This is a genomic window from Geomonas silvestris, from assembly GCF_014193515.1.
In the GTDB taxonomy this organism is placed as follows: domain Bacteria; phylum Desulfobacterota; class Desulfuromonadia; order Geobacterales; family Geobacteraceae; genus Geomonas; species Geomonas silvestris.
On sequence record NZ_BLXX01000001.1, the window covers coordinates 131223 to 149528 of the forward strand.

13 protein-coding genes and 2 riboswitches are annotated in these 18306 nt (G+C 65.8%); of the genes, 9 read left to right on the forward strand and 4 right to left on the reverse strand.

Annotation, left to right across the window (positions count from 1 at the left end):
- Window positions 1–235: 235 nt before the first annotated feature.
- Window positions 236–892, forward strand: a complete 657-nt coding sequence (locus GMST_RS22110; RefSeq protein WP_246399125.1) for a PEP-CTERM sorting domain-containing protein — start codon at window positions 236–238, stop codon at window positions 890–892.
- A 230-nt stretch (window positions 893–1122) separates the two neighbouring features.
- Window positions 1123–1839: a CAAX prenyl protease-related protein gene (locus tag GMST_RS00550; RefSeq protein ID WP_183352638.1), complete on the forward strand. Its 717-nt coding sequence runs from the start codon at window positions 1123–1125 to the stop codon at window positions 1837–1839.
- A 146-nt stretch (window positions 1840–1985) separates the two neighbouring features.
- Here GMST_RS00550 and GMST_RS00555 read toward each other — a convergent pair whose 3' ends face one another.
- From GMST_RS00555 to GMST_RS00565, 3 genes are all read right to left on the reverse strand, one after another.
- Window positions 1986–2204, reverse strand: a complete 219-nt coding sequence (locus tag GMST_RS00555; RefSeq protein WP_183352640.1) for a GSU3473 family protein — start codon at window positions 2202–2204, stop codon at window positions 1986–1988.
- 109 nt (window positions 2205–2313) lie between these two features.
- Entirely contained in the window at window positions 2314–2637 is a 324-nt protein-coding gene (locus tag GMST_RS00560; RefSeq protein ID WP_183352642.1) for a hypothetical protein, read from the reverse strand.
- An 805-nt stretch (window positions 2638–3442) separates the two neighbouring features.
- Window positions 3443–5518: a M1 family metallopeptidase gene (locus GMST_RS00565; RefSeq protein WP_183352644.1), complete on the reverse strand. Its 2076-nt coding sequence runs from the start codon at window positions 5516–5518 to the stop codon at window positions 3443–3445.
- Between the two features lie 330 nt (window positions 5519–5848).
- Window positions 5849–5923, forward strand: a riboswitch (cyclic di-GMP riboswitch).
- A 133-nt stretch (window positions 5924–6056) separates the two neighbouring features.
- Window positions 6057–6132, forward strand: a riboswitch (cyclic di-GMP riboswitch).
- 124 nt (window positions 6133–6256) lie between these two features.
- Between GMST_RS00565 and GMST_RS00570 the strand changes: the two genes are divergently transcribed.
- Genes GMST_RS00570 through GMST_RS00585 form a run of 4 tightly spaced genes read left to right on the forward strand, consistent with a single transcriptional unit; the run spans window position 6257 to window position 14226 of the window.
- Window positions 6257–7495, forward strand: a complete 1239-nt coding sequence (locus GMST_RS00570; RefSeq protein WP_183352646.1) for a CxxxxCH/CxxCH domain-containing protein — start codon at window positions 6257–6259, stop codon at window positions 7493–7495.
- Between the two features lie 41 nt (window positions 7496–7536).
- Window positions 7537–10251: an Ig-like domain-containing protein gene (locus GMST_RS00575; protein ID WP_183352648.1), complete on the forward strand. Its 2715-nt coding sequence runs from the start codon at window positions 7537–7539 to the stop codon at window positions 10249–10251.
- Between the two features lie 20 nt (window positions 10252–10271).
- On the forward strand, window positions 10272–10793 hold the full coding sequence (locus GMST_RS00580; protein ID WP_183352650.1) for a hypothetical protein: 522 nt from the start codon (window positions 10272–10274) through the stop codon (window positions 10791–10793).
- Between the two features lie 43 nt (window positions 10794–10836).
- Window positions 10837–14226 (forward strand): CxxxxCH/CxxCH domain c-type cytochrome, encoded by a 3390-nt coding sequence (locus tag GMST_RS00585; RefSeq protein WP_183352652.1) that lies wholly within the window; start codon window positions 10837–10839, stop codon window positions 14224–14226.
- Window positions 14227–14346: 120 nt separating this feature from the next.
- Here GMST_RS00585 and GMST_RS00590 read toward each other — a convergent pair whose 3' ends face one another.
- The gene (locus GMST_RS00590) at window positions 14347–15666 is read right to left on the reverse strand and encodes a porin (protein ID WP_246399126.1); all 1320 of its coding nucleotides are present in this window, start codon (window positions 15664–15666) and stop codon (window positions 14347–14349) included.
- A gap of 203 nt (window positions 15667–15869) precedes the next feature.
- On the opposite strand from GMST_RS00590, the gene lexA reads away from it, so the two are divergent.
- From lexA to dinB, 3 genes are all read left to right on the forward strand, one after another.
- Window positions 15870–16475: a transcriptional repressor LexA gene (lexA, locus tag GMST_RS00595; RefSeq protein ID WP_183352654.1), complete on the forward strand. Its 606-nt coding sequence runs from the start codon at window positions 15870–15872 to the stop codon at window positions 16473–16475.
- 4 nt (window positions 16476–16479) lie between these two features.
- A complete protein-coding gene (locus tag GMST_RS00600; protein WP_183352656.1) occupies window positions 16480–16725 on the forward strand; it encodes a hypothetical protein in 246 nt (81 codons plus the stop codon).
- A 287-nt stretch (window positions 16726–17012) separates the two neighbouring features.
- Window positions 17013–18242 carry a DNA polymerase IV gene (dinB, locus tag GMST_RS00605; protein ID WP_246399179.1) on the forward strand — a complete coding sequence of 410 codons (1230 nt, stop codon included), beginning with the start codon at window positions 17013–17015 and terminating at the stop codon, window positions 18240–18242.
- The last annotated feature ends 64 nt before the right edge of the window (window positions 18243–18306 follow it).

Genomic DNA, 18306 nt, shown 5'->3' on the forward strand with positions numbered 1-18306 from the left:
GGAGAGCTAAAAAACTTCCTTATACCGGACAGATAGCACCTTAGGCCACTCTGGGGAGTGCGTTGCCCCCTCACGGTTCTCCTGTCGGACTCCTTTACAGCCGGCGCGGCGCGCCACTGGGCAAAAATACGGAACCCTCTACAATTACGTCTTTTTTAGAAATGGCACATGATTTGCTTTTATAAGACAAACACAGCTCGAGAGGCACCAGTTACTCAATACATAGGAGGCGGACATGAAACAGTTGGCGGCACTATTGGCAGGGGCAATGCTGCTGGTCGGCATGACGACCACCGCAAACGCACTATCGGTGAGATACTCGACAGACCTGGGAGCCACGTTCACCACGGTTTCCGACGGCGGGACCGGTAGCATCTCACTCACATCATCCGCGGGACCGTTCAGTTTCATCAACATCTCCGCGTTAACCACCAACACCTCGAGCCTCGCGTCGCTCTTCATGACGAGCATCGAGACAACTACTGCTGCAGGTGCCGGTGGCACCCTCTGGATCCAGGTCTCCGACACCCCCTACAACCTGCCCGCTAGCTTGGGAGCCAGCGCCAGGACCGGCCTTACTTACCAACTGGGAACCAACGTCGACCTGGAGACCTTCTACGGGACCGCCCTCTTCGACATGGCGCCGGCAAACCAGATCGCGGATATGGACATCCCGAGCTTTGCCACCAGCGAGGTCAGCACCGTGATCCCTGGGCTCAGCGATCCGTTTTCGCTTACCGAGTTCCTGATGATCAATCAGGGCGGTGGGGTCACCTCGCTGACCACTGCGTCTCTTTCAGTGACCCCGGTACCCGAGCCGGGCACCATGATGCTGCTGGGTGTCGGCTTCCTCGGCTTGGCGATCTACGGCAAACGCCGCAGAAACGCCTAGCAGGGTTACCTGATAAAAAGAAACAATCTGGCGGCACTTCGGTGCCGCTTTTTTTTTGCTGCCGCTACGAAAATGGTGTAAACAATCTCGACACCGGATACGTTCCGGATCGCGGCCCCTGCGGCAGCGCCCCTCCCCCGTATGGCACCTGCCTTGCATCCACGGCAGCAGTGCGCGGCGGCGTGTGGCTGCCTGCGGCACCCGGACCCAGCAAGCGCCACGGAGCCCCCATGCCCGCGTCCCCCACCATTGCAGCGCCGAACAACCAGGCCCTGTACGCCCGCGCCCTCCCCTTTGTCCTGTTCATGCTCTTCATCGGGGCCGGCGAAGCGCTGGAACTTCTCGGGCGCCGCGGCCTGATCGCCCTGGAGCCCGCAACCCTCTACTACCTCTACCCGGTGAAGGCCGGAGCCGTGGCGGCGCTGCTCTACGCCAACCGGCACTACTACCGGGAGTTTTGCTGGCGCGACCTGGGGAACCCGCGCCAAAGTGCCCTCAGCGTCCTGGTCGCCCTTATCACCTGCACCATCTGGGTCTGGACCGACTGGGTCTTCTCCGTATCGGGCACCCCCGCCGGCTTCAACCCCGGGCTGCTCCCGGGAGGGGCGGTCCGTCTCCTGATGACCGCGGTCCGGGTGGCCGGGGCGGTCCTGGTTGTGCCGCTCATGGAGGAACTCTTCTGGCGCTCCTTCATGCTGCGCTACCTCATCGACCCCGACTTCGAGAAGGTGCCGGTGGGGCGTTTCAGTTGGCTCTCCTTTGCCGCGACCACGCTACTCTTCGGCCTGGAGCATCATTTCATCATCGCCGGCATGATCGCCGGGGCCATCTACAACGCGCTTTACTACACGACCCGCAGCATCTCCCAGTGTGTGCTGTGCCACGCCGTGACCAACCTCGCCCTGGCGGCCTACGTCCTTTGCACCGGCAGGTGGTACTTCTGGTAGCCCCCCGCACTCCCCGGTCCCCCGTACCCGAAAAAAACAAAAAGGGTCGCGCCATCCCTGGCGCCACCCCCTTGTCGTCAAGCAGTGTAAATTTAACCGACAGCCGTCGGTGCCCCGTGTAAAGGAATCCAACACGGGTCTCCTGCCTAAGGCCACCCCGCCTGTTGGGCACGGTGCACCGTGCGCCGTTCCACCCCATCGTACGAGTTGTTCTGAGAACTGGTCCTGATAGGGTCGACGCCGACCGTCACCCATCCGGAACTACGCAAGAATCTGGCAACCACCCCCGCTTCGATCAGGCTGTCGAGCATGAAGTCCTTCACGTAGTCGTACCTGCTGTTGGTCCAATTCACCTGAACAAGCATGATCCCCTCCTGATGCTCTGGTCGTTCACCCGCCCCGCTGCTACGGGCAGCACCCACCTCGTGCAAATTCGATGCCGGAGTGCTAATGAGAAAACCGCAAGCCGCAGCACTAGAACTGTCGCAAGAGGTCCCGGGCAGCCCGCGAGGAGAGCGTGAGCGGGGTAAGGCAGCGGGACTGGCGCAGGCTGAACGCTGAGATGTTGGCCCCCTCCCGAAAGAGGTCCAGGGGGAGTTCCCGCCTCGCGCAGCGCGCCGCGCAACCGTGCACCGCGCACACGTCGTTTCGGGCTGAGGTTTCGGTGCCGTTGCGGGGGGCGGACTCCGCCACGGTGCTGCCCAGTTCCGCAGTTGCGCCTGCCGGAGCCGATGCGGGAATGGGGGCGCCTGCAGCTGCATCGAGGGTTTCCGGCAGGGGTTCGAGGAGTTGGGTCATAGGGTAGCCTCCTGGAGGATGCGGTGGAGCGCAGCACACCGCCGCTCGGTTTCTTGAACAGTTTGAGGATGGACTGGGCGCCCTGAGAGGAAAGACTCAAGGAATTGGTTCCAGGTCTGCAGCATTTGCAGGTTGGCCCCTTCTGTGCGACGAAAAGACAGGTGACCTCGCGGCCGGCTTCTCTCCCTGTTTTCCTGCACACCTGCAAAAGGTATCGGCCACAGCACATGATACTTTAGGTATTTTAATTATTATTTATAAATTTTTTCAGATGAGCGGATCGAGATCCGACGGGTGCTCGGGTGCCAGGAAGGGACGCTGGGCTCATCGCGGCGGGAAGAAGCTCGGCGTTACCAAGGAAGGGGTCTAACAACGGGAAAGCAAACGTATCGGCATATTTCAACAAAGTTCAACAAAGTTCAACAAAGTTCAACAAAGTGGAAAACCGGGACATACGCTTGGGGAGAAAGGTGGGGAAAGAGTTAGAGGGGTGATCCTAAATTTGGCACTGTCAGTATTTGGCGCCGCGCTGGCACCAGTGTCGGACCGGAGCTAGCCGCGCTTGCGAAAAAGAGCTATCAGGCTCACTAAGAGCCACACTAAGACTATGCCGAACACCACTAGTTTCACAACGCCTCCGCTGAAAGACAACAGGTGCCGACTCCAAAGTGTAAATTTACTAGATAAGTCAGCACTGTCAAGAAAGGTAGGCCAATTCGGACCCCATTCGTACAGCTTAAACCACCGGACGGTCGAGCAAAAACGCCCCCGTGTCCGAGCCGCGGATACGGGGGCGTTGGCCGCGTCAGAGGCCGGCCTGATTCAGGGGGTTCAAGACCACCGCCGCGGCGCTCTCCGGCACTGCCAGGCGCGCTTTTTGCCGGTTGCCCCCCCCGGCGAAGACGAGCTCCGCGTACTTGCCGTAGTGGGTAATCTTCATGCCATACTGCGCGCCGGCAGCCTCGGAGAGCGGCAGGTAAAGCGCCGTTACCCGCCCCGCCGTGCCGGGCCGGGGGAGCACCAGGAAGAGCGCGGCGTCAGGACCCGAATAGCGCTCCCCTGCCACGCTAAACCCTTCCCGCTCGACCTGCACCCCGTCAGGCCAGTGTGGCAAAAGGCGGCGCTCGCCGGGGACCCCGCAGAAGATGAGGTCCCGATCCGCGAACTCCCCCTTTGCCAGTTCTTCCTCGCTCACCACCCGGGCATCCTGCTGGGAAAGCGAGGCCAGCAGGTCCTCGAACCCCTGTGCCCCGGCCCGGCAGTTGGCGGTGCGCACCCCGAGAAGCTCGCGGGACCCCTTCACGCTGTTCACGGTCGCCGGGATCTCCTCACGCGAGAGGATCCTGAACACCTCGGCGTCCGGGTCGAGCACCACCCGTGTGGGCGCGGCTGCTGCGGAAAGCCGAAAAGGGGCACCCTCCCCCGCCAGCGCGACCCGGGTCTCCAGCGGCCCCGCCTGAGTTTCCAGGCGCACCGGCACCTCAAGGCGGTAGCCGGCCCCCTGCTGCGCGACGCTCCCGGAAACGCTCCAGTCCCCCTTTTCGCGGCGGTTCGTCACCCCGGCCAATCGTAACCGCGGGCCACCGGGACGCGTCAGCCACTGTTCGAGGAAGGCGCGCTGGTCCTTTCCCGAACTCTTCGAGAAGGCGTCGGCGAAATCACGCCAGGAGGCGCTCTGGTAAAGGCGGGAACCGACCACCTGCCGCAGAGCCGAGAAGAAGGCCTCGTCGCCGATGCGGCGGCGCACCATGTGGAAGACGAAGGCCCCCTTGCCGTAGCCGATAGCCCGCGAGGCGGGGTCGCTGCGGCTTTCGAAGCGGGTCAGGGGAAAGTCCTGCTCCGGGGAGACCAGCGAGGCGTAGTCGATGAGCAGCTGTTCGCGGTAGTCGCGCGCCTCGGCAGCTGAGCGCCGCTCCTTCAGGTAGTAGTCCGCCAGGTAGGTCACCAGACCTTCGCACCAGTTGCCGGAGTCGGGCGCTATGGAGATGGCGTTGCCCCACCAGGAGTGGGCGATCTCGTGCGGGAAGCTCGTGTCGACGATGAAGGGGAGCCTGAGCACCGCCCCCCCCAGGAGGGTGAAGGAGGGGAACCCGTAACCGGTCTGGAAGAAGTTCTCCACCACGGCGAACTTCTCGAACGGATACGGCCCGAAAAGCGCGCTGTAGAACCTGAGGTAGCGGGCCGCGGCATCGAGGTAGCGCCCGGAAAGCCCGGCGTTTTCGGGGTAGAGGTAGCTGTGCAGCTCGATCCCGTCCACGGTGCGGTCCTCGACCCGGTAGGGGCCGGCGCACAGGGAGAGCGCCCCGACCGGGTGGGACTCCTGCCAGACGGAGCGAGTGACGCCGTCGCGGGTCTCGCGGGAGACGCGCCGGCCAAAGCTCACCGCCTCGATCCCCGCCGGGGCCGTCACCGCGACCTGGCGCTGGGCCGGGACCTCCTCCGGCACGGGATACCAGTGGGCGGAATCCCCCAGGAAGGTCCCCTGGCTGGTGATGGTGCCGCTCACCCCGTAACTGGGATCCTCGCCGGCACCGGGGCTCGCGGAGACGGGATCGTTGAAGCGGGCGCGGTAGACGATGGTCAGGGTCTGCGCCGCGCCGGTCCCGGGGAGCTCGGCAACCAGAAGCCCCCCCGTGAAGCGGTAGGGAACCGGCCGTCCTGCGAGGGTCACCTCGCTTACCCGGGCGCCGCTGGAGAGCCTAAACGCCACGCTGCCGGCTCCGGCCGCGAACCTGACGCTACTCGAGCCTGAGAGTTCGTGCTGGGGGGGATCCAGGCGGACCGAAACCTCCTGACGCACCACCTGGGGAGTGCGCGCCTCGCAGGCGGTTACCCCGCCCAAAAGCACGGCAAACGGCAGCAAAAGAAAGAGTGTCCTCATCACGATCACCTCGAAGTATGAAAGGTATGAACTTTTAGATCCTCTGCTTCTACCAGAGTATCCGGCACGGCGCAAGACGCCGTCCCTTGACAGTGGCGGAGACCTCCACTGTCAGTAAGGCGTCAAAAAGGACAATTTCTGTCTCATAGCCCATCCGATAATCGAAATATTTGTTTGACTTTTTCGTTTTTGTTAATGTATAAATAGAACGCTTTTGAATTACCCCTATTTTACCGACAGTTACATCGCTGCCAATCCTAATTTCCTCAGTGATTGGCGGCAGTTAGATAGCACGATTCAGGGCTGCGTTCTTGCCCGCGCACCAATGATAGTCGAGAAAACTCAACCATCCGCGAGGATGGGGCGGAAAGCCTAGGGTCTCACTGAGACAGCCGGGATGCCGAAATATCATCAGATATTTTGCGCCCCGGCTTTTTTGCGTTCTGAACACGGAGAATAACGACCAGGCACGGCTCAACTTTCGGAAATACCGGTTCGCTCCGAGGCTCCCCCCTTGGGAGCGGACCCCGTTTTGGATACACGACAATACTCAACCATCCGCGAGGATGGGGCGGAAAGCCTAAGGGTCTCACCGAGACAGCCGGGATGCCGAACTATCACCAGATATTCGCGCCCCGGCTTTTTTTGTACCTCGCGCTCTACCACGTACCGAGATTCCGGCTGTCATTTCGCTTGATTAGGCAAGCAACCAGGACGGTCCGGACCAGGGAGAACCACATGCCCCATACGATCCACCTGAAGCGCCTACTCCTCGCCGGCTGCTGCCTCGCCCTTTGGGCCTGCGGCAAGGCAAACACCCAGGCAACCACCGTGAGCACCGTCGGCAAGCACACCGCCAACTGGCTGGTCGAGCACCGGCGCGCCTACCAGCAGGCCCCGGCCTCCTGCACCGAGTGCCACGGCGCCGACCTGACCGGCGGCATCACCAAGATCGACTGTTTCAACCAGGGGGGGCTCGCTACCTGCCACGCCGGCGGCCACGGTCCCAGGCGCGTGCCCCACGCGCTCCCCTTCACGGCCGGGAGCCTGCACGGCCCGGTCGCCAAGCTGAACCTGGTGGACTGCCAGGTCTGCCACGGGGAGGCGGGTGGCCCGGGGACCAACCCGCGCTTCAACGTCGTGCTCGGCTCGCTGAGCGCCGGGTGCGAGACCTCCGGCTGCCACAACCTGAACAACCCCGGTCAACCGGAGCCCAACGCCGCGCACCCGGTACCGTGGAGCGGTCACGCAAGCTCCGGTAACCAGATCAACGCCTGCGCCCTGTGCCACGGCGCCGATTTTGGCGGCACCGCCTCGGGCGGTGTGGGTCCCGCCTGCCGCAGCTGCCACACCTCGCTCGCCCTGGGTAACCTCCCGGTGCCGGGGACCTGCGTCTCCTGCCACGGCAACCCGCCGGCCTCCGGGTCCCACGCGGTGCACCTCGCCATCGCGTCGATCAGCTGCGCCAGCTGCCACTCGGGGGGCGGCTCCGGGAGTGCCAACCACGGAAGCGGCACGGTCACCCTCGCCTTCCCCGGCACGCTCAACGCCAAGTCCGGCAGCGCCGCGGTTACCGGCACCAAGAGTTGCAGCGCCGTCAGCTGCCACGGTGGGATCGCCACCCCCACCTGGGGGAGCGCGGGGAGCATCAATCTCGCCACCGACTGCCTCACATGCCACACCGACGGTACGGCGACCCCGAACAACCCGCCGCAGTACAACAGTTTCCGCAGTGGCCAGCACGCCTTTCACAATTCCATCGGCCTCGCCTGCACCGACTGCCACGACATGACGGTCACCGTCCAGGGTGCCTCCCACTTCAGCGGTTTCGCCACCACCAGCTTCGAGCTGGCTCCCGCCGCGACCATGAGGAGCTACCTGAGCTACAATGCGACCCAGCAAAGCTGCATGCCCCCTTCCCTGGCGCCCAACGGCAACACCATCGGCGCCTGCCACAGCGACCGCAGGTCCTGGTAGGCGCGGCCAGAAGCGCATCGAGAGAGCACGGAGAGCCTTACATGAAGATGCAACGTCTCAGATCCCTATTTGTCAGCCTCGTTTTGCTCGGCGCCCTCGGCACGGGTGCGGCCCGGGCGGTCACCGCTCCGACGGTGACCAACCTCCCGCCGGTCACGGACCGGGTCGGGACCCCGGTGCGCCTGGCCGGCGACACGAGCGGCAACCTCTACCTCACCGACCCGCGGGCCGGCGGGATCCTGGTTTTCGGCAACGACGGCAAGCTGCTGCGGAGTATCGCCACCCTGAAAAAGCCCCAGGGGATCGCGGTGACCGCCGCCGGGGACCTGGTGGTGAGCCAGGGAACCTCGGTATCGGTACTCTCCCCCCTGGGGGTCGAGAAGTTCAAACTGGGAGCGGGAGCGGGGCAGTTCAAGATGGCCAACGGCATCGCCATCGACAACGCCGGCTACCTCTACGTGGTGGACAGCCTGGACAACTGCGTCCAGGTCTTCACCTCACAGGGGGCCCCGGTGGCGCTCTCGGGCGCCGGCGCGGGGAAGCCGCTGAACAGCTTCGGCTCGGCCGGCAAGGGTAACGGCCAGTTTTCCCAGCCAAGTGCCATCGCCTTCGAGCCGGCAAGCGGCCAGCTCGCCGTGGTGGACACCCTAAACAGCCGGGTGCAGTTCTTCACGACCACCGGGAGCTTCGTGAAGTCGATCGGCTCCGCGGGGCTTGGGTCGCTCAAGTTCGGCGCTCCGCAGGGGGTCGCCTTCGGGGCCACCGCCTCGGGGACCGTCATGTACGTGGTGGACACCTTCCAGAGCAACATCCAGGCGATCGACCTCTCCAGCGGGACCTTCCTCAGGGTGATCGGGAGCTACGGCAAGGGGAGCGGGAAGCTGGTGGTCCCCACCGACCTCCTGTTTGACAACTTCGACGCCCGCAACCCGCGCCTGGTGGTAGCCAACGGCTTCGGGAACCTGACGCTTTTCGGGATCGAGATCCCGGCAGGTACCGGTACCTCCGGCAACGGCCCGGCGCTTTCCATCAACACGCTGCCGCTCGCCACCAACCTCACCTCGCTCACCATAAGCGGCACGGTGGCAGCCAACGCCACGGTGAAGATCACCCCGAGCACCTCGGCCGCGGTAGGCGCGGTGAGCGGCGGGGTCACCTGGAGTGCTACGGTGACCGGCCTGGTCGCAGGCACCAACCAGTTCACCGTCACCGCCACCGACAACGCAAGCGGCGCGAGCACGAGCACCCTGGTGAGCGTCTTCGTGACCTCTTCCGGCAGCGCCGTCACCCCCTTCACAGTGAACGCGCTCCCCAGCCACACCGCGACCGCGGCCCAGACCCTGAGCGGCACCGTGCAGCCCGGATCGACCGTGACGGTGAACGGCAACCCGGCAACCGTCAGCGGCGGCACCTGGAGCTACCCGACGACCCTTACCCAGGGGCTCAACACCTTCCAGCTCACGGCGGCAAACGCCTCGTTCAGCAGCGCGAACGCCAGCATCAACATCACCCTCAACTCCGTGGTGCCGCTGCTCGATGTCGCCCTGCTGCCGACCGGGAGCACCACCAGTAACCAGCTCTTGACCATCTCCGGCACGGTCAGCGACCTGCTCCCCTCGACGGTGCAGCTCACGGTGAACGGCCAGGCGCTCCCGGCTCTGCCGGTGGTAAACGGCTCCTTCTCCACCGGGGTCTTCCTGCAGGTGGGGAGCAACAGCATCGACGTCAAGGCGCTGGACAGCATCGGCAACCAGAGTGCCACGGTGCGCACCAGCATCACCTTCGCCCCCACGGCACCGCTGCTCACCATCGGGGTGCCGGACGGCTCCTCGGTCCCCGCCGCGGCACTCACCCTCACCGGAAGCGTGAGCGCCGGGAGCACCGTGCAGGTGAGCGTCGCCGGGGTGAGCGTCCCGGTCACGGTGAGCGGCACCAGCTGGAGCGCGCCGGTCACCCTCGCCCCGGGGACCAGCACCATCCTGGCCACGGCTACCCTCGGCTCCCTGAGCTCGACGGCACGCTCCAGCGTAAGCTACGACCCGGGCGCCCCGGCGCTCACCATCAGCGCGCCCTCGCAAAATGCCGTACTCCCCGCCGGCACCACCCAGTCGGTGAGCGTCACCGGCACGACCACCCCGGGAAGCAGCCTGCTCGCCACCCTGGACGGGACGAACCTGACCGTGAGCGTCGCCGCGAACGGCGCCTTCGCCGTGCCGCTTGGCAACCTGGCCATCGGCAGCCACACCCTCTCGCTCACCGCCCTCGATGCCCTGGGGAACTCGGCGAGCGCGCTGCGCAGCATCGTGGTGGCCGACCCGACACCGCCGCCGGTCACCCTAGACGCGACCAACCCGCTCAAGCTGAGCGTCGGATCCGGGGCGACCCTGGTGGTCCGCGACAAAAACGGGCCGGTGGCGGGCGCGGTCACCACCCAGAACGGGGTCAGCACCCTGGATCTCTCCGGCGCGAGTTACGACCCGGCCACCCTGAGCGTCACCGCGGTCACCCCCACCGGCGCCACCACCCGAAACGGCGTGCTCACCCCGACGGCGATCGCCGGGCAGGTCGGCGTCCCCGCCATCGGCGACGCGCTCGAGGCGCTCAAGATCGCCACGGGGGCGCGGCCGGCTGGCCTTCTGGAGAAGATGCACGGCGACGTGGCCCCCCTGGCCAACGGCACCCCCCTTCCCGACGGGAAGATCGACATCGAGGACGTCGTGGTCATCATGATGCGCGTCGTCGGCAAGCCCTGGTAGACCGCATGAGGATCAAAGACATGAACCAGTTCATCCGTTTCGCACTGTTGTCCGTTACCCTTCTCGCCCTCGCCGCCTGCGGAGGCGGCGGTTCGGGCGCCGCGGTCACCGGCCCGCAACGCACCGCTACCGTGAGTTTCGCCATCCTCGGGAACTACAGTTCCCCGATCAGCGGGGTCTCCATCACGGCGCGGCTCCCCCAGGGGGTGAACGTCGCCCTGGACGGCACCAGCCACACCCTGCAGCAACCCGGACTCTCCTCGACCAAGGGGCTCGCCTTCGGCAGCTACTCGGCCGGGATCCGCCAGGTGGACCTCGGGGTGGTCAACCTGAACCAGAGCATCGGCTACGGCACCTTCGCCACCCTGCAGCTCACGGTCCAGCCGGGGTACACCTTCTCCGCCCAGGACTTCCGGGCGCTGAACTCGCCGTTTCCCGCGTTCAAGGCGGTCGCCAACGACCCGATCCTCGGCGTGGTCTCGACCGACACCACCCTGGCAGGGAGGATCACCCCCTCCCTCGACGTGACCTTCGGCTACTAGTGAAATCGGGGCGCGCACCCCGCTACCGTCTTCAGGAGCAGTTATGAACAACGTGATAGTAAAGACTCTGATGCTCGGCATGCTCTGCCTGCTGGCCCCCTCTACAGCACGCGCCGTGGTGGTCGACTCCCCCCATGGCAGCGCCGACGGGTACAGCTGCGCCAACTGCCACACGGGCCATATCACGCTGGGGAGCACCGGGTTCAACAACATCTGTCTGACCTGCCACCGCCCAGGTGTCCCGGTATCCGGGCGCAAGCCGTTCGCCCCGGGCGACGCCGCCGACCCCTTCGGCCTGTACAGCGCGGCGAGCCCGGAGAGGCTCTACCAGACCTCGCACCGCTGGGACGGCCCCGACACCGCCCCCTGGGCCGGCGCACAGCCGCCGGTCTTCGCCGGCATGACCGGGGTGCGCGGGCGCACCGGGGCCCAGATGGCCTGCGTGCGCTGCCACAACCAGCACGACAACTCGCTCCCGCCGTTTCTGAGGATGGCCAACGACCAGGACCAGATGTGCCTGGACTGCCACAGAAGCCGCAACCAGAGAAACCAGGCAAGCGGCACCCACCCGGTCAACTTCGCCTACGGCGGGGCCGACTCGAAGGCCGTCTTGCGCCCCGCGGAATACTTCAACCCGCCGCTGAACGCGAACCCGGCCAACGCCTCCTCGGATCTGGGGAGCAAGTTCAAGGGGGGGAAACTGGTCTGCTCCACCTGCCACGGGGTGCACTACGCCGACTCGAGCAGTGCGACCTTCGACTCCTTCAGCTCATCGAACTCGCTCAAAAAGGGGGACGGCTACCTCTTGCGCACCGACCTGCGCGGGGCCCAGGTGGCGGTCGGGGCGGCGGATAACGCCAACATCTGCCTCAACTGCCACGCCGGGAAGAAGAACCACAACAACCACGGCCAGGACGTGCAGTGCACCGACTGCCACGGCGCCCACGTCACCCCCGCCGACGGCAGCGCCCCGAACGGCTTCTTGATCTGGCGCTACATGAACATCTCGAGCTTCGCCGGCAAGGTGCGCAACAAGCCGGTCTTCTCGAGCGCCACCTCGATGCTCTCGGCGAACTTCAAGGACCCCAACGGCACCGGCATCTGCCAAGCCTGCCACGTGGTCCCGGCCGGCGTCGCCCCGGCCCACGACCTCCCCAGCGCCCAGGCGCGCGACTGCGTCGGGTGCCACAACCACAACAGCCAGGCCGGCTCCTTCTCGGGAGGGTGCACCTCCTGCCACGGCTACCCGATCGCCTCCACCCGGATCGGCGGTCCCGACGGCCTGGCCGCACCGGCCACCGGTGCGCTCGGCGCCAGTCCGGCCAGCGCCGGCGCCCACGCGACCCACGTGACCGCGCGCTCGATCCAGTGCCTTGCCTGCCACAGCGGCTACACCACGAACCAGATGGGGAACGGCAAGATCGAGATGGGCTTCGGGGTCTCGCCTCAAACCTGGAACGGGTTCGTCTCGCAGGTAACCACCGGCACCATCTACGTGAACAGCAGCCTGAACGCCGGCTACAGCTGGAGCGCCCAGGCCGGGACAACGCTGAACCAGGCGCCCGGCCAGGCGATCAGCTGCAGCATCTACTGCCACGGCTCCACGCTTTCCGGCGGCAGCACCACACGCCCGCAGTGGACCGGCACGAGCCAGGCCGCCTGCGGCAGCTGCCACGGCGCCAGCGCCGCCACTCCCCCCACGACCGGCGGCCACCTGCGCCACGCGGGAAGCGGGACGACGGGCCTTGCGCTCGCCTGCTCCTCCTGCCACGGCTCCCCCGGCTCCACCGGGCACGTGGACGGCAGCGTCGCCTGGAACGTAAGCCCCCTCGCCTCCCAGGGGGGCGCCCCCCAGTACCGCGGCCTCACGGTCGGGACCACCGGCCAGGCCGCGCCCAGCGCAAGCTACGGCCAGTGCTCGAACCTCTACTGCCACGGCGGCAAGGCGGTCACCTGGGGAGGTCCGGCCCTTCCCGCGGACTGCAGCGGCTGCCACGGCGGCCTCGCTACCGGCCCGGACTACGCCAACGGCACCCCCAAGGCGAACAGCCACGCGAGACACGTGGTGGCCAACGGGCTTTCCTGCAACCTGTGCCACAGCTCGGTCGTGGACGCCTCCGGCGCGATCGTGAACCGCTCCCTGCACGCTGACCAGGTCTACGAGGTGCTCCAAGGCGGCAGCGCGAGCTTCGCGGTGACCGTGGCCGGAAACGCCTCCACGCCCACCCAGTGCAGCAACATAAGTTGCCACGGCGGCACCGGCACGGTTGCCACCTGGGGCCAGAGCCTCAACTGCCAGGACTGCCACGGCGCGGCGAGCGATCTGGACAACTTCAGCGGCAGTTTCTGGAACAACGGCATCGTCGGCAAGGTGAACAGCTCCGAGTGGCTCTCGACCGGCCACGGCGCGGCCGCCGCCTACCGCTCCGGCAACCCGGGGGCGAACTTCGGGCGCAACGGCAACCTGCGCCAGTGCGAGTTCTGCCACGATCCGGGCGTCCCCCACAAGCTGGCCGGCAACGCCTTCCGGCTGCTCAACTACTCCTCGGCCGCCTGGGGGCGCAACCAGGTCTGCCAGAGCTGCCACGCCCCCGGTGCCGCCGGGATAACCGTGAACGGCACCCTGATCACCTCGAGCGTGAAGATCGGCTCGACGCACCTGGGGACCAAGCACGGCGCCGGTAACAGCGGCGGCCAGTTCTGCTGGGACTGCCACGACGCCCACGGCGACGGCAACGACTACATGATGCACAGCCAGGTGGCCAAGGGGTCCGACCGCACAACCGGCGCCCCGAGCCAGACGGTCGCGGTAAGCTTCACCCTGGCCGCCCCCGGCGCCCCCTCCTGGAACGACTTCGTGAAACCGGGACCGGCCTTCAACGGCATCTGCCAGGTCTGCCACACGAGCACCGCCCACTTCACGGCGGGCTCCTACGACACCACCCACAACCCCGGCGGCAGCTGCGTTGCCTGCCACAGCCACACCGGAAGCAGCACTAACCTCGCCTTCGAACCGGGCGGGGTCTGCGACACCTGCCACGGCTATCCGCCGGCGCCGCGCAAGGTAACCGGCACGCTCACCTTCGGCGTGCAGGGGAACTGGTCGAGCGCCCGTTTCGAGGACTACTCGGGCGGGGGCGGCGCGCACCTGGTGGCGGCGCACATCCCGAAGAACGCCAAGGCCTCCCAGGGGTGGAGCAACTGCACCCCCTGCCACAACGGGGGCTCGGCTGCACACACCACGGCACAGCCGCTTAAGAGCCACGTGGAGAACGTGAGCGTCAAGATCGACCAGAAGCTGCGCCTCGCAGGCGACCTGCAGGCGAGCTACTCCAGCGCACGCCTGGTATCGGGCGGCGCCAACAGGTCCGGCAGCTGCTTCAACGTGGCCTGCCACTTCGCTCCGACTCCCAAGTGGAGCATCGAGCGCTAAGGGCCCGCCGAAGTAGAGCTCTCAAGCGAGCCGGCAGGTACTTCTCACCTCGACGGCTCAGGTACAAATAAGAAAGGCCGGGGTAACTCCCGGCCTTTCTTTTTCCATCGCCTGTAGCTTTTAGAAGAGCTTGTTCCAGGTGAAGCTCACCCCGCCACCGGACCTCCCGTTACGCACCACCCGGGAATCCCAGGCATAGCCCACGTTGAAGGAGGAGTTGCCGAAAAAAGCGAAGTCGAGGCTCGCCGTCCCCGAGAGGGAGGTGGTTTCCCGGAACTCCACCCTGCCGTCCTCAAGCGCACTGGCCCGGTCCGCCCAGAGGTACCCCCCCGCTAACGTCAGGTAGATGAAGAAACAGAGCTCGCGCCGGTACCCCGCGCTGATCATGGCGTAGTTGGTGGCCAGGACGTCGTCGTACACCATGCCGGTGTAGTGCGGCCGGGCGATGTCCTCGGTCTCCCCCGAGGAGGGGCCGCCGTTCAGGCGAAAGGCGTCGAAGCGGTCGCCGCGGCCGTGGTAGGTCGTGCCGCCGTAGACGCTCATCACCAGGCGGTTTCGCTCCGAGAGTCCGGGGATCCCGCCGGCTGCGAACAGGTAGCCGCTCAGCAGCAGGTAGTCGCGGTTGGCAGGCTCGGGGCTTTGGCGGGTGCCCAGTTCCTGCCAGTTCCCGCGCGCCCGGTATTCGGCATCCCCCCCGGCGGCGAAGCCGTGGTGCGGCAGTTCCAAAAGGTTCCGGCGCAGCGCGTCGTAGCGCACCCTGAGCCTCGCCCCGTAGGTGAGCGTGTTGGGCGGCAGCAGCAGATCCGGCCCGGTCTCGTGGCTGCGGGCCGCGTAGAAGTACCCGAGGTCACCGAGCAGCTGCAGCTTCAGGTCGTTATCCACCTCGAAGGGGGCCACGGGGAACCGCAGCCCGGGCCCCAGCGCGAGCGAGGCGCTCCCGTAGGTCACGGTAGTCGCCGTAACCTCACGGTTTTGCGCGAGCTCGGCCTGGGTCCCCGGCAAGGTGTAATTTTCCAGGCGCCCCACCCACTCCACGGGCCCCAGGATCGTGCGGTCGTACTCCAGGTCGTTCACGAAGATGCTCACCACGTCGCGGGTGCGTGAGTCCTGCCAGTACTGCCTGAAGTACCCCGCGGCGATCGGCACGCCGGTGGTGCGCCCCTGCCTGGGAAGCAACAGGGTGCCACCGAGGGTAAGGGCGCTCTGGTGGGCGCGGTCCGTGGCGGGAAGCGTGACCGCATAGCCGTGGAAGTTGGCGGAGCCGGCCTCGCCGGCCAGCGGGGTATGGTAGACGGGGGACGGTTCGAAGGGGGCAGGCTCGGCAGCGAGCGAACGAAGCGGGGCGAGCCCCAGAAGTGCGACCAGCAGGGTCGCCGCCGGAACCGGCAAGACCGGGCGTCCCGCACACCTTCTTCGCCGCTGTTGTCCCCTGATAGCCATGAGGGTCTTCTCCATTAACGAAAGCCAGATCAGACTATAATTGATGATTCCCAATTAGCAAGAATCGTCAGGCCGCCAGCTCCGGTTCCCGCCCTCGAAGTCCCGCCCTGAGAGTCCCGGTCCGGTTGCCCCGGTAAAATGGCCCTTGACAGCCACAGGTTATCACCTGATATAGTTATCACCAGGTAACCAAGGAGGTCATCATGGAGCAACTCACCCCCCGCCAGCAGGAAGTCCTGGAGATCGTCACCGACTACATCGCCAGCAACGGCTATCCCCCAAGCCTCAGGGAGATCGGCAAGCGCCTCTCGGTTTCCGGTACCCTGGGGGTCATGAAGCACCTTGAGGCCCTGGAAAAGAAGGGATACCTGCGCCGACAGGAAGGGAGTTCGCGCGGCATCTCGCTGTGCAACCAGGCCCAGGCCGCCAGTCTCCCCATCGTCGGCGTGGTGCGCGCCGGCGCGCTGCACCCGGCCATCGAGGACGTCGAGGGGCACTTCGCCATCGACAGCTCCCAGCTCCGCTCCGGCGGCACCTTTTTCCTGCGCGTCAAGGGTGACTCGATGATCCACGCCCACATCAAGGAGGGGGACCTCGCCTTGGTGCGCCCGCAGCCCACCGCGCTGAACCGCGACATCGTGGTAGCCATGGTGGGTGGCGAGGCGACCCTGAAACGCTTTTACCGGGAGGGGAACCAGATCAGGCTGCAGCCGGAGAATCCCAACTACGAGCCGATCATCGTGCGCGAGGAGGACGGCGAGCTTTCCATTGTGGGGAAAGTAGTTGGCATCTACCGGCAAATGGAGTAGGTTGATGCGCAGAGTCGCCGAAAGGGTCAAAGTTGCCGCCATTTTCGCGCCGGGCTCGAAGATCAAGCCGGTGTGGTTCGAGTGGCGCAGGCAAAAGCACGCGGTCACCGAGATGTCCTATTTCTGGAAGAGCCACGATGGCGCCGCACTCAGGCTGCACTTCGCGGTAAGCGACGGCAGCAACCTGTTCGAGCTCATCTTCAACGCCACCGACCAGAACTGGACCCTCGAAGGGGTCGAGGGACGCTGAAGGGGGCCGCAGCTGGGGTGCCCCAACAGCTGCACTCCCCTGCCACGGCAGCCGGAATGCAGCGCCTCCTTGAGATCGGATCAGCTTGTGACGCGTGCCGTACTCTTCGGAAACCGGCCGAAGCTAAGAGGGGTCACGTGCCCAGCGGAGCGCCGGGCGGAGGCCCTCCCGCCGATCCTTGGGTTCGGGCAAGGTTGACAGACAAGCACAGGCTCTCCCCCCCCCTCAAGGGCGAGGCCGACCCGGTCGGCGACTCATCGCTCGCACCCGAAGAGCCGGAGCAGACCGTGGAAGCACAGCGCATCATCTTGCACATCGATATGAACGCCTTCTTCGCCTCGGTGGAGCAGCAGGCGAACCCCGAGTTGCGCGGCAAGCCGATAGCCGTCATCGGCGCCGCCAAACGGACCGTCATCACCACCTGTTCCTACGAGGCCCGTGCCTTCGGCGTCAAGACCGGGATGAACGCCTGGGAAGCGCGCCAGATGTGCCCGCAACTCATCTTCGTGGTGGGCAACAACCGCAAGTACACCTACACCTCCACCCAGATCTTCAACATCATGCGGGAATACACCCCGATGGTGGAGGTGTTCTCCATCGACGAGGCCTTCCTCGACGCCACCGGTTCCCTCTCCCTGTTCGGCTCCCCGGAGCGCATCGCCCACCTGATCAAGGCGCGCATCCGGCACCAGTTCGGCCTCACCTGTTCGATCGGGATTGCCCCCAACAAGCTCCTCGCCAAGCTCGCCTCCGACATGCAGAAGCCCGACGGGCTCACCACCCTGACGCCGGATAACACACCCGAGGTCTTGGAGCGGATGCCGATCCGGGACCTGTGCGGCATCGGCGCGAAGACCGGCAAGCAGCTGGCCGCCCTGGGGATCAGGACCTGCGGCGAGCTGGGGCGTTTTCCGGTGGAGATCTTGAAGCGGAAGTTCGGAGTGACCGGGGTGCGGCTGAGCGAGATGGGGCGCGGCATCGACGACGCGCCGGTCGTGCCCGAAGAAGAGTCCGAGGAGGTAAAAAGCGTGGGGCACAGCACCACGTTGGACCGCGACATCAGCGATCCCGGGGAGATCAGGATGTACCTCTTGCAGCTCTCCGAGATGGTCGGCCGCCGGGCGCGGCGCTATCAGGTGGCGGGAAAGACGGTCACCGTAACGGTGCGCTATCCCGACTTCACCACCTTCTCGCGACAGGAGAGCCGCCCGGGGCACACCAACAACAGCGACGAGATCTTTCAGGCGGCGCTCAAGATCCTGGAGGGGATCGAACTCGAGCAGCCGATCCGCCTTTTGGGGGTAAAGATCAGTAACCTGCGCCAGCAGCAGGAGCAGCTCCCGCTGTTTGCGGGGGACCGCAAGAAGGCCCTGCTGGCGAGCGCGATGGACCAGGTCAACAACAGGTTCGGGGAGTTCTCGGTTACTTTCGGGAGTCTTCTGGGGAACGAGGGTGGTTCCAAGGTCATTTCGCCAGCGTGGAAACCCGAGGGGCTGCGCAACGTCGACGTGGAGTAGGCGGCGCGCCCGGTTGCAACGCAGAGGCTTTGGGCGGCCCGGGTTTCTTGCCAGCTGTGCCAGC

Coding starts and splice junctions, on each gene's coding strand:
- GMST_RS00550 (WP_183352638.1), top strand. CDS start 1,123: ATGCCCGCGTCCCCCACCATTGCAGCGCCGAACAACCAGGCCCTGTAC.
- GMST_RS00575 (WP_183352648.1), top strand. CDS start 7,537: ATGAAGATGCAACGTCTCAGATCCCTATTTGTCAGCCTCGTTTTGCTC.
- GMST_RS00580 (WP_183352650.1), top strand. CDS start 10,272: ATGAACCAGTTCATCCGTTTCGCACTGTTGTCCGTTACCCTTCTCGCC.
- lexA (WP_183352654.1), top strand. CDS start 15,870: ATGGAGCAACTCACCCCCCGCCAGCAGGAAGTCCTGGAGATCGTCACC.
- GMST_RS00565 (WP_183352644.1), bottom strand. CDS start 5,518: ATGAGGACACTCTTTCTTTTGCTGCCGTTTGCCGTGCTTTTGGGCGGG.
- GMST_RS22110 (WP_246399125.1), top strand. CDS start 236: ATGAAACAGTTGGCGGCACTATTGGCAGGGGCAATGCTGCTGGTCGGC.
- GMST_RS00590 (WP_246399126.1), bottom strand. CDS start 15,666: ATGGCTATCAGGGGACAACAGCGGCGAAGAAGGTGTGCGGGACGCCCG.
- GMST_RS00585 (WP_183352652.1), top strand. CDS start 10,837: ATGAACAACGTGATAGTAAAGACTCTGATGCTCGGCATGCTCTGCCTG.
- GMST_RS00555 (WP_183352640.1), bottom strand. CDS start 2,204: ATGCTTGTTCAGGTGAATTGGACCAACAGCAGGTACGACTACGTGAAG.
- GMST_RS00570 (WP_183352646.1), top strand. CDS start 6,257: ATGCCCCATACGATCCACCTGAAGCGCCTACTCCTCGCCGGCTGCTGC.
- GMST_RS00600 (WP_183352656.1), top strand. CDS start 16,480: ATGCGCAGAGTCGCCGAAAGGGTCAAAGTTGCCGCCATTTTCGCGCCG.
- GMST_RS00560 (WP_183352642.1), bottom strand. CDS start 2,637: ATGACCCAACTCCTCGAACCCCTGCCGGAAACCCTCGATGCAGCTGCA.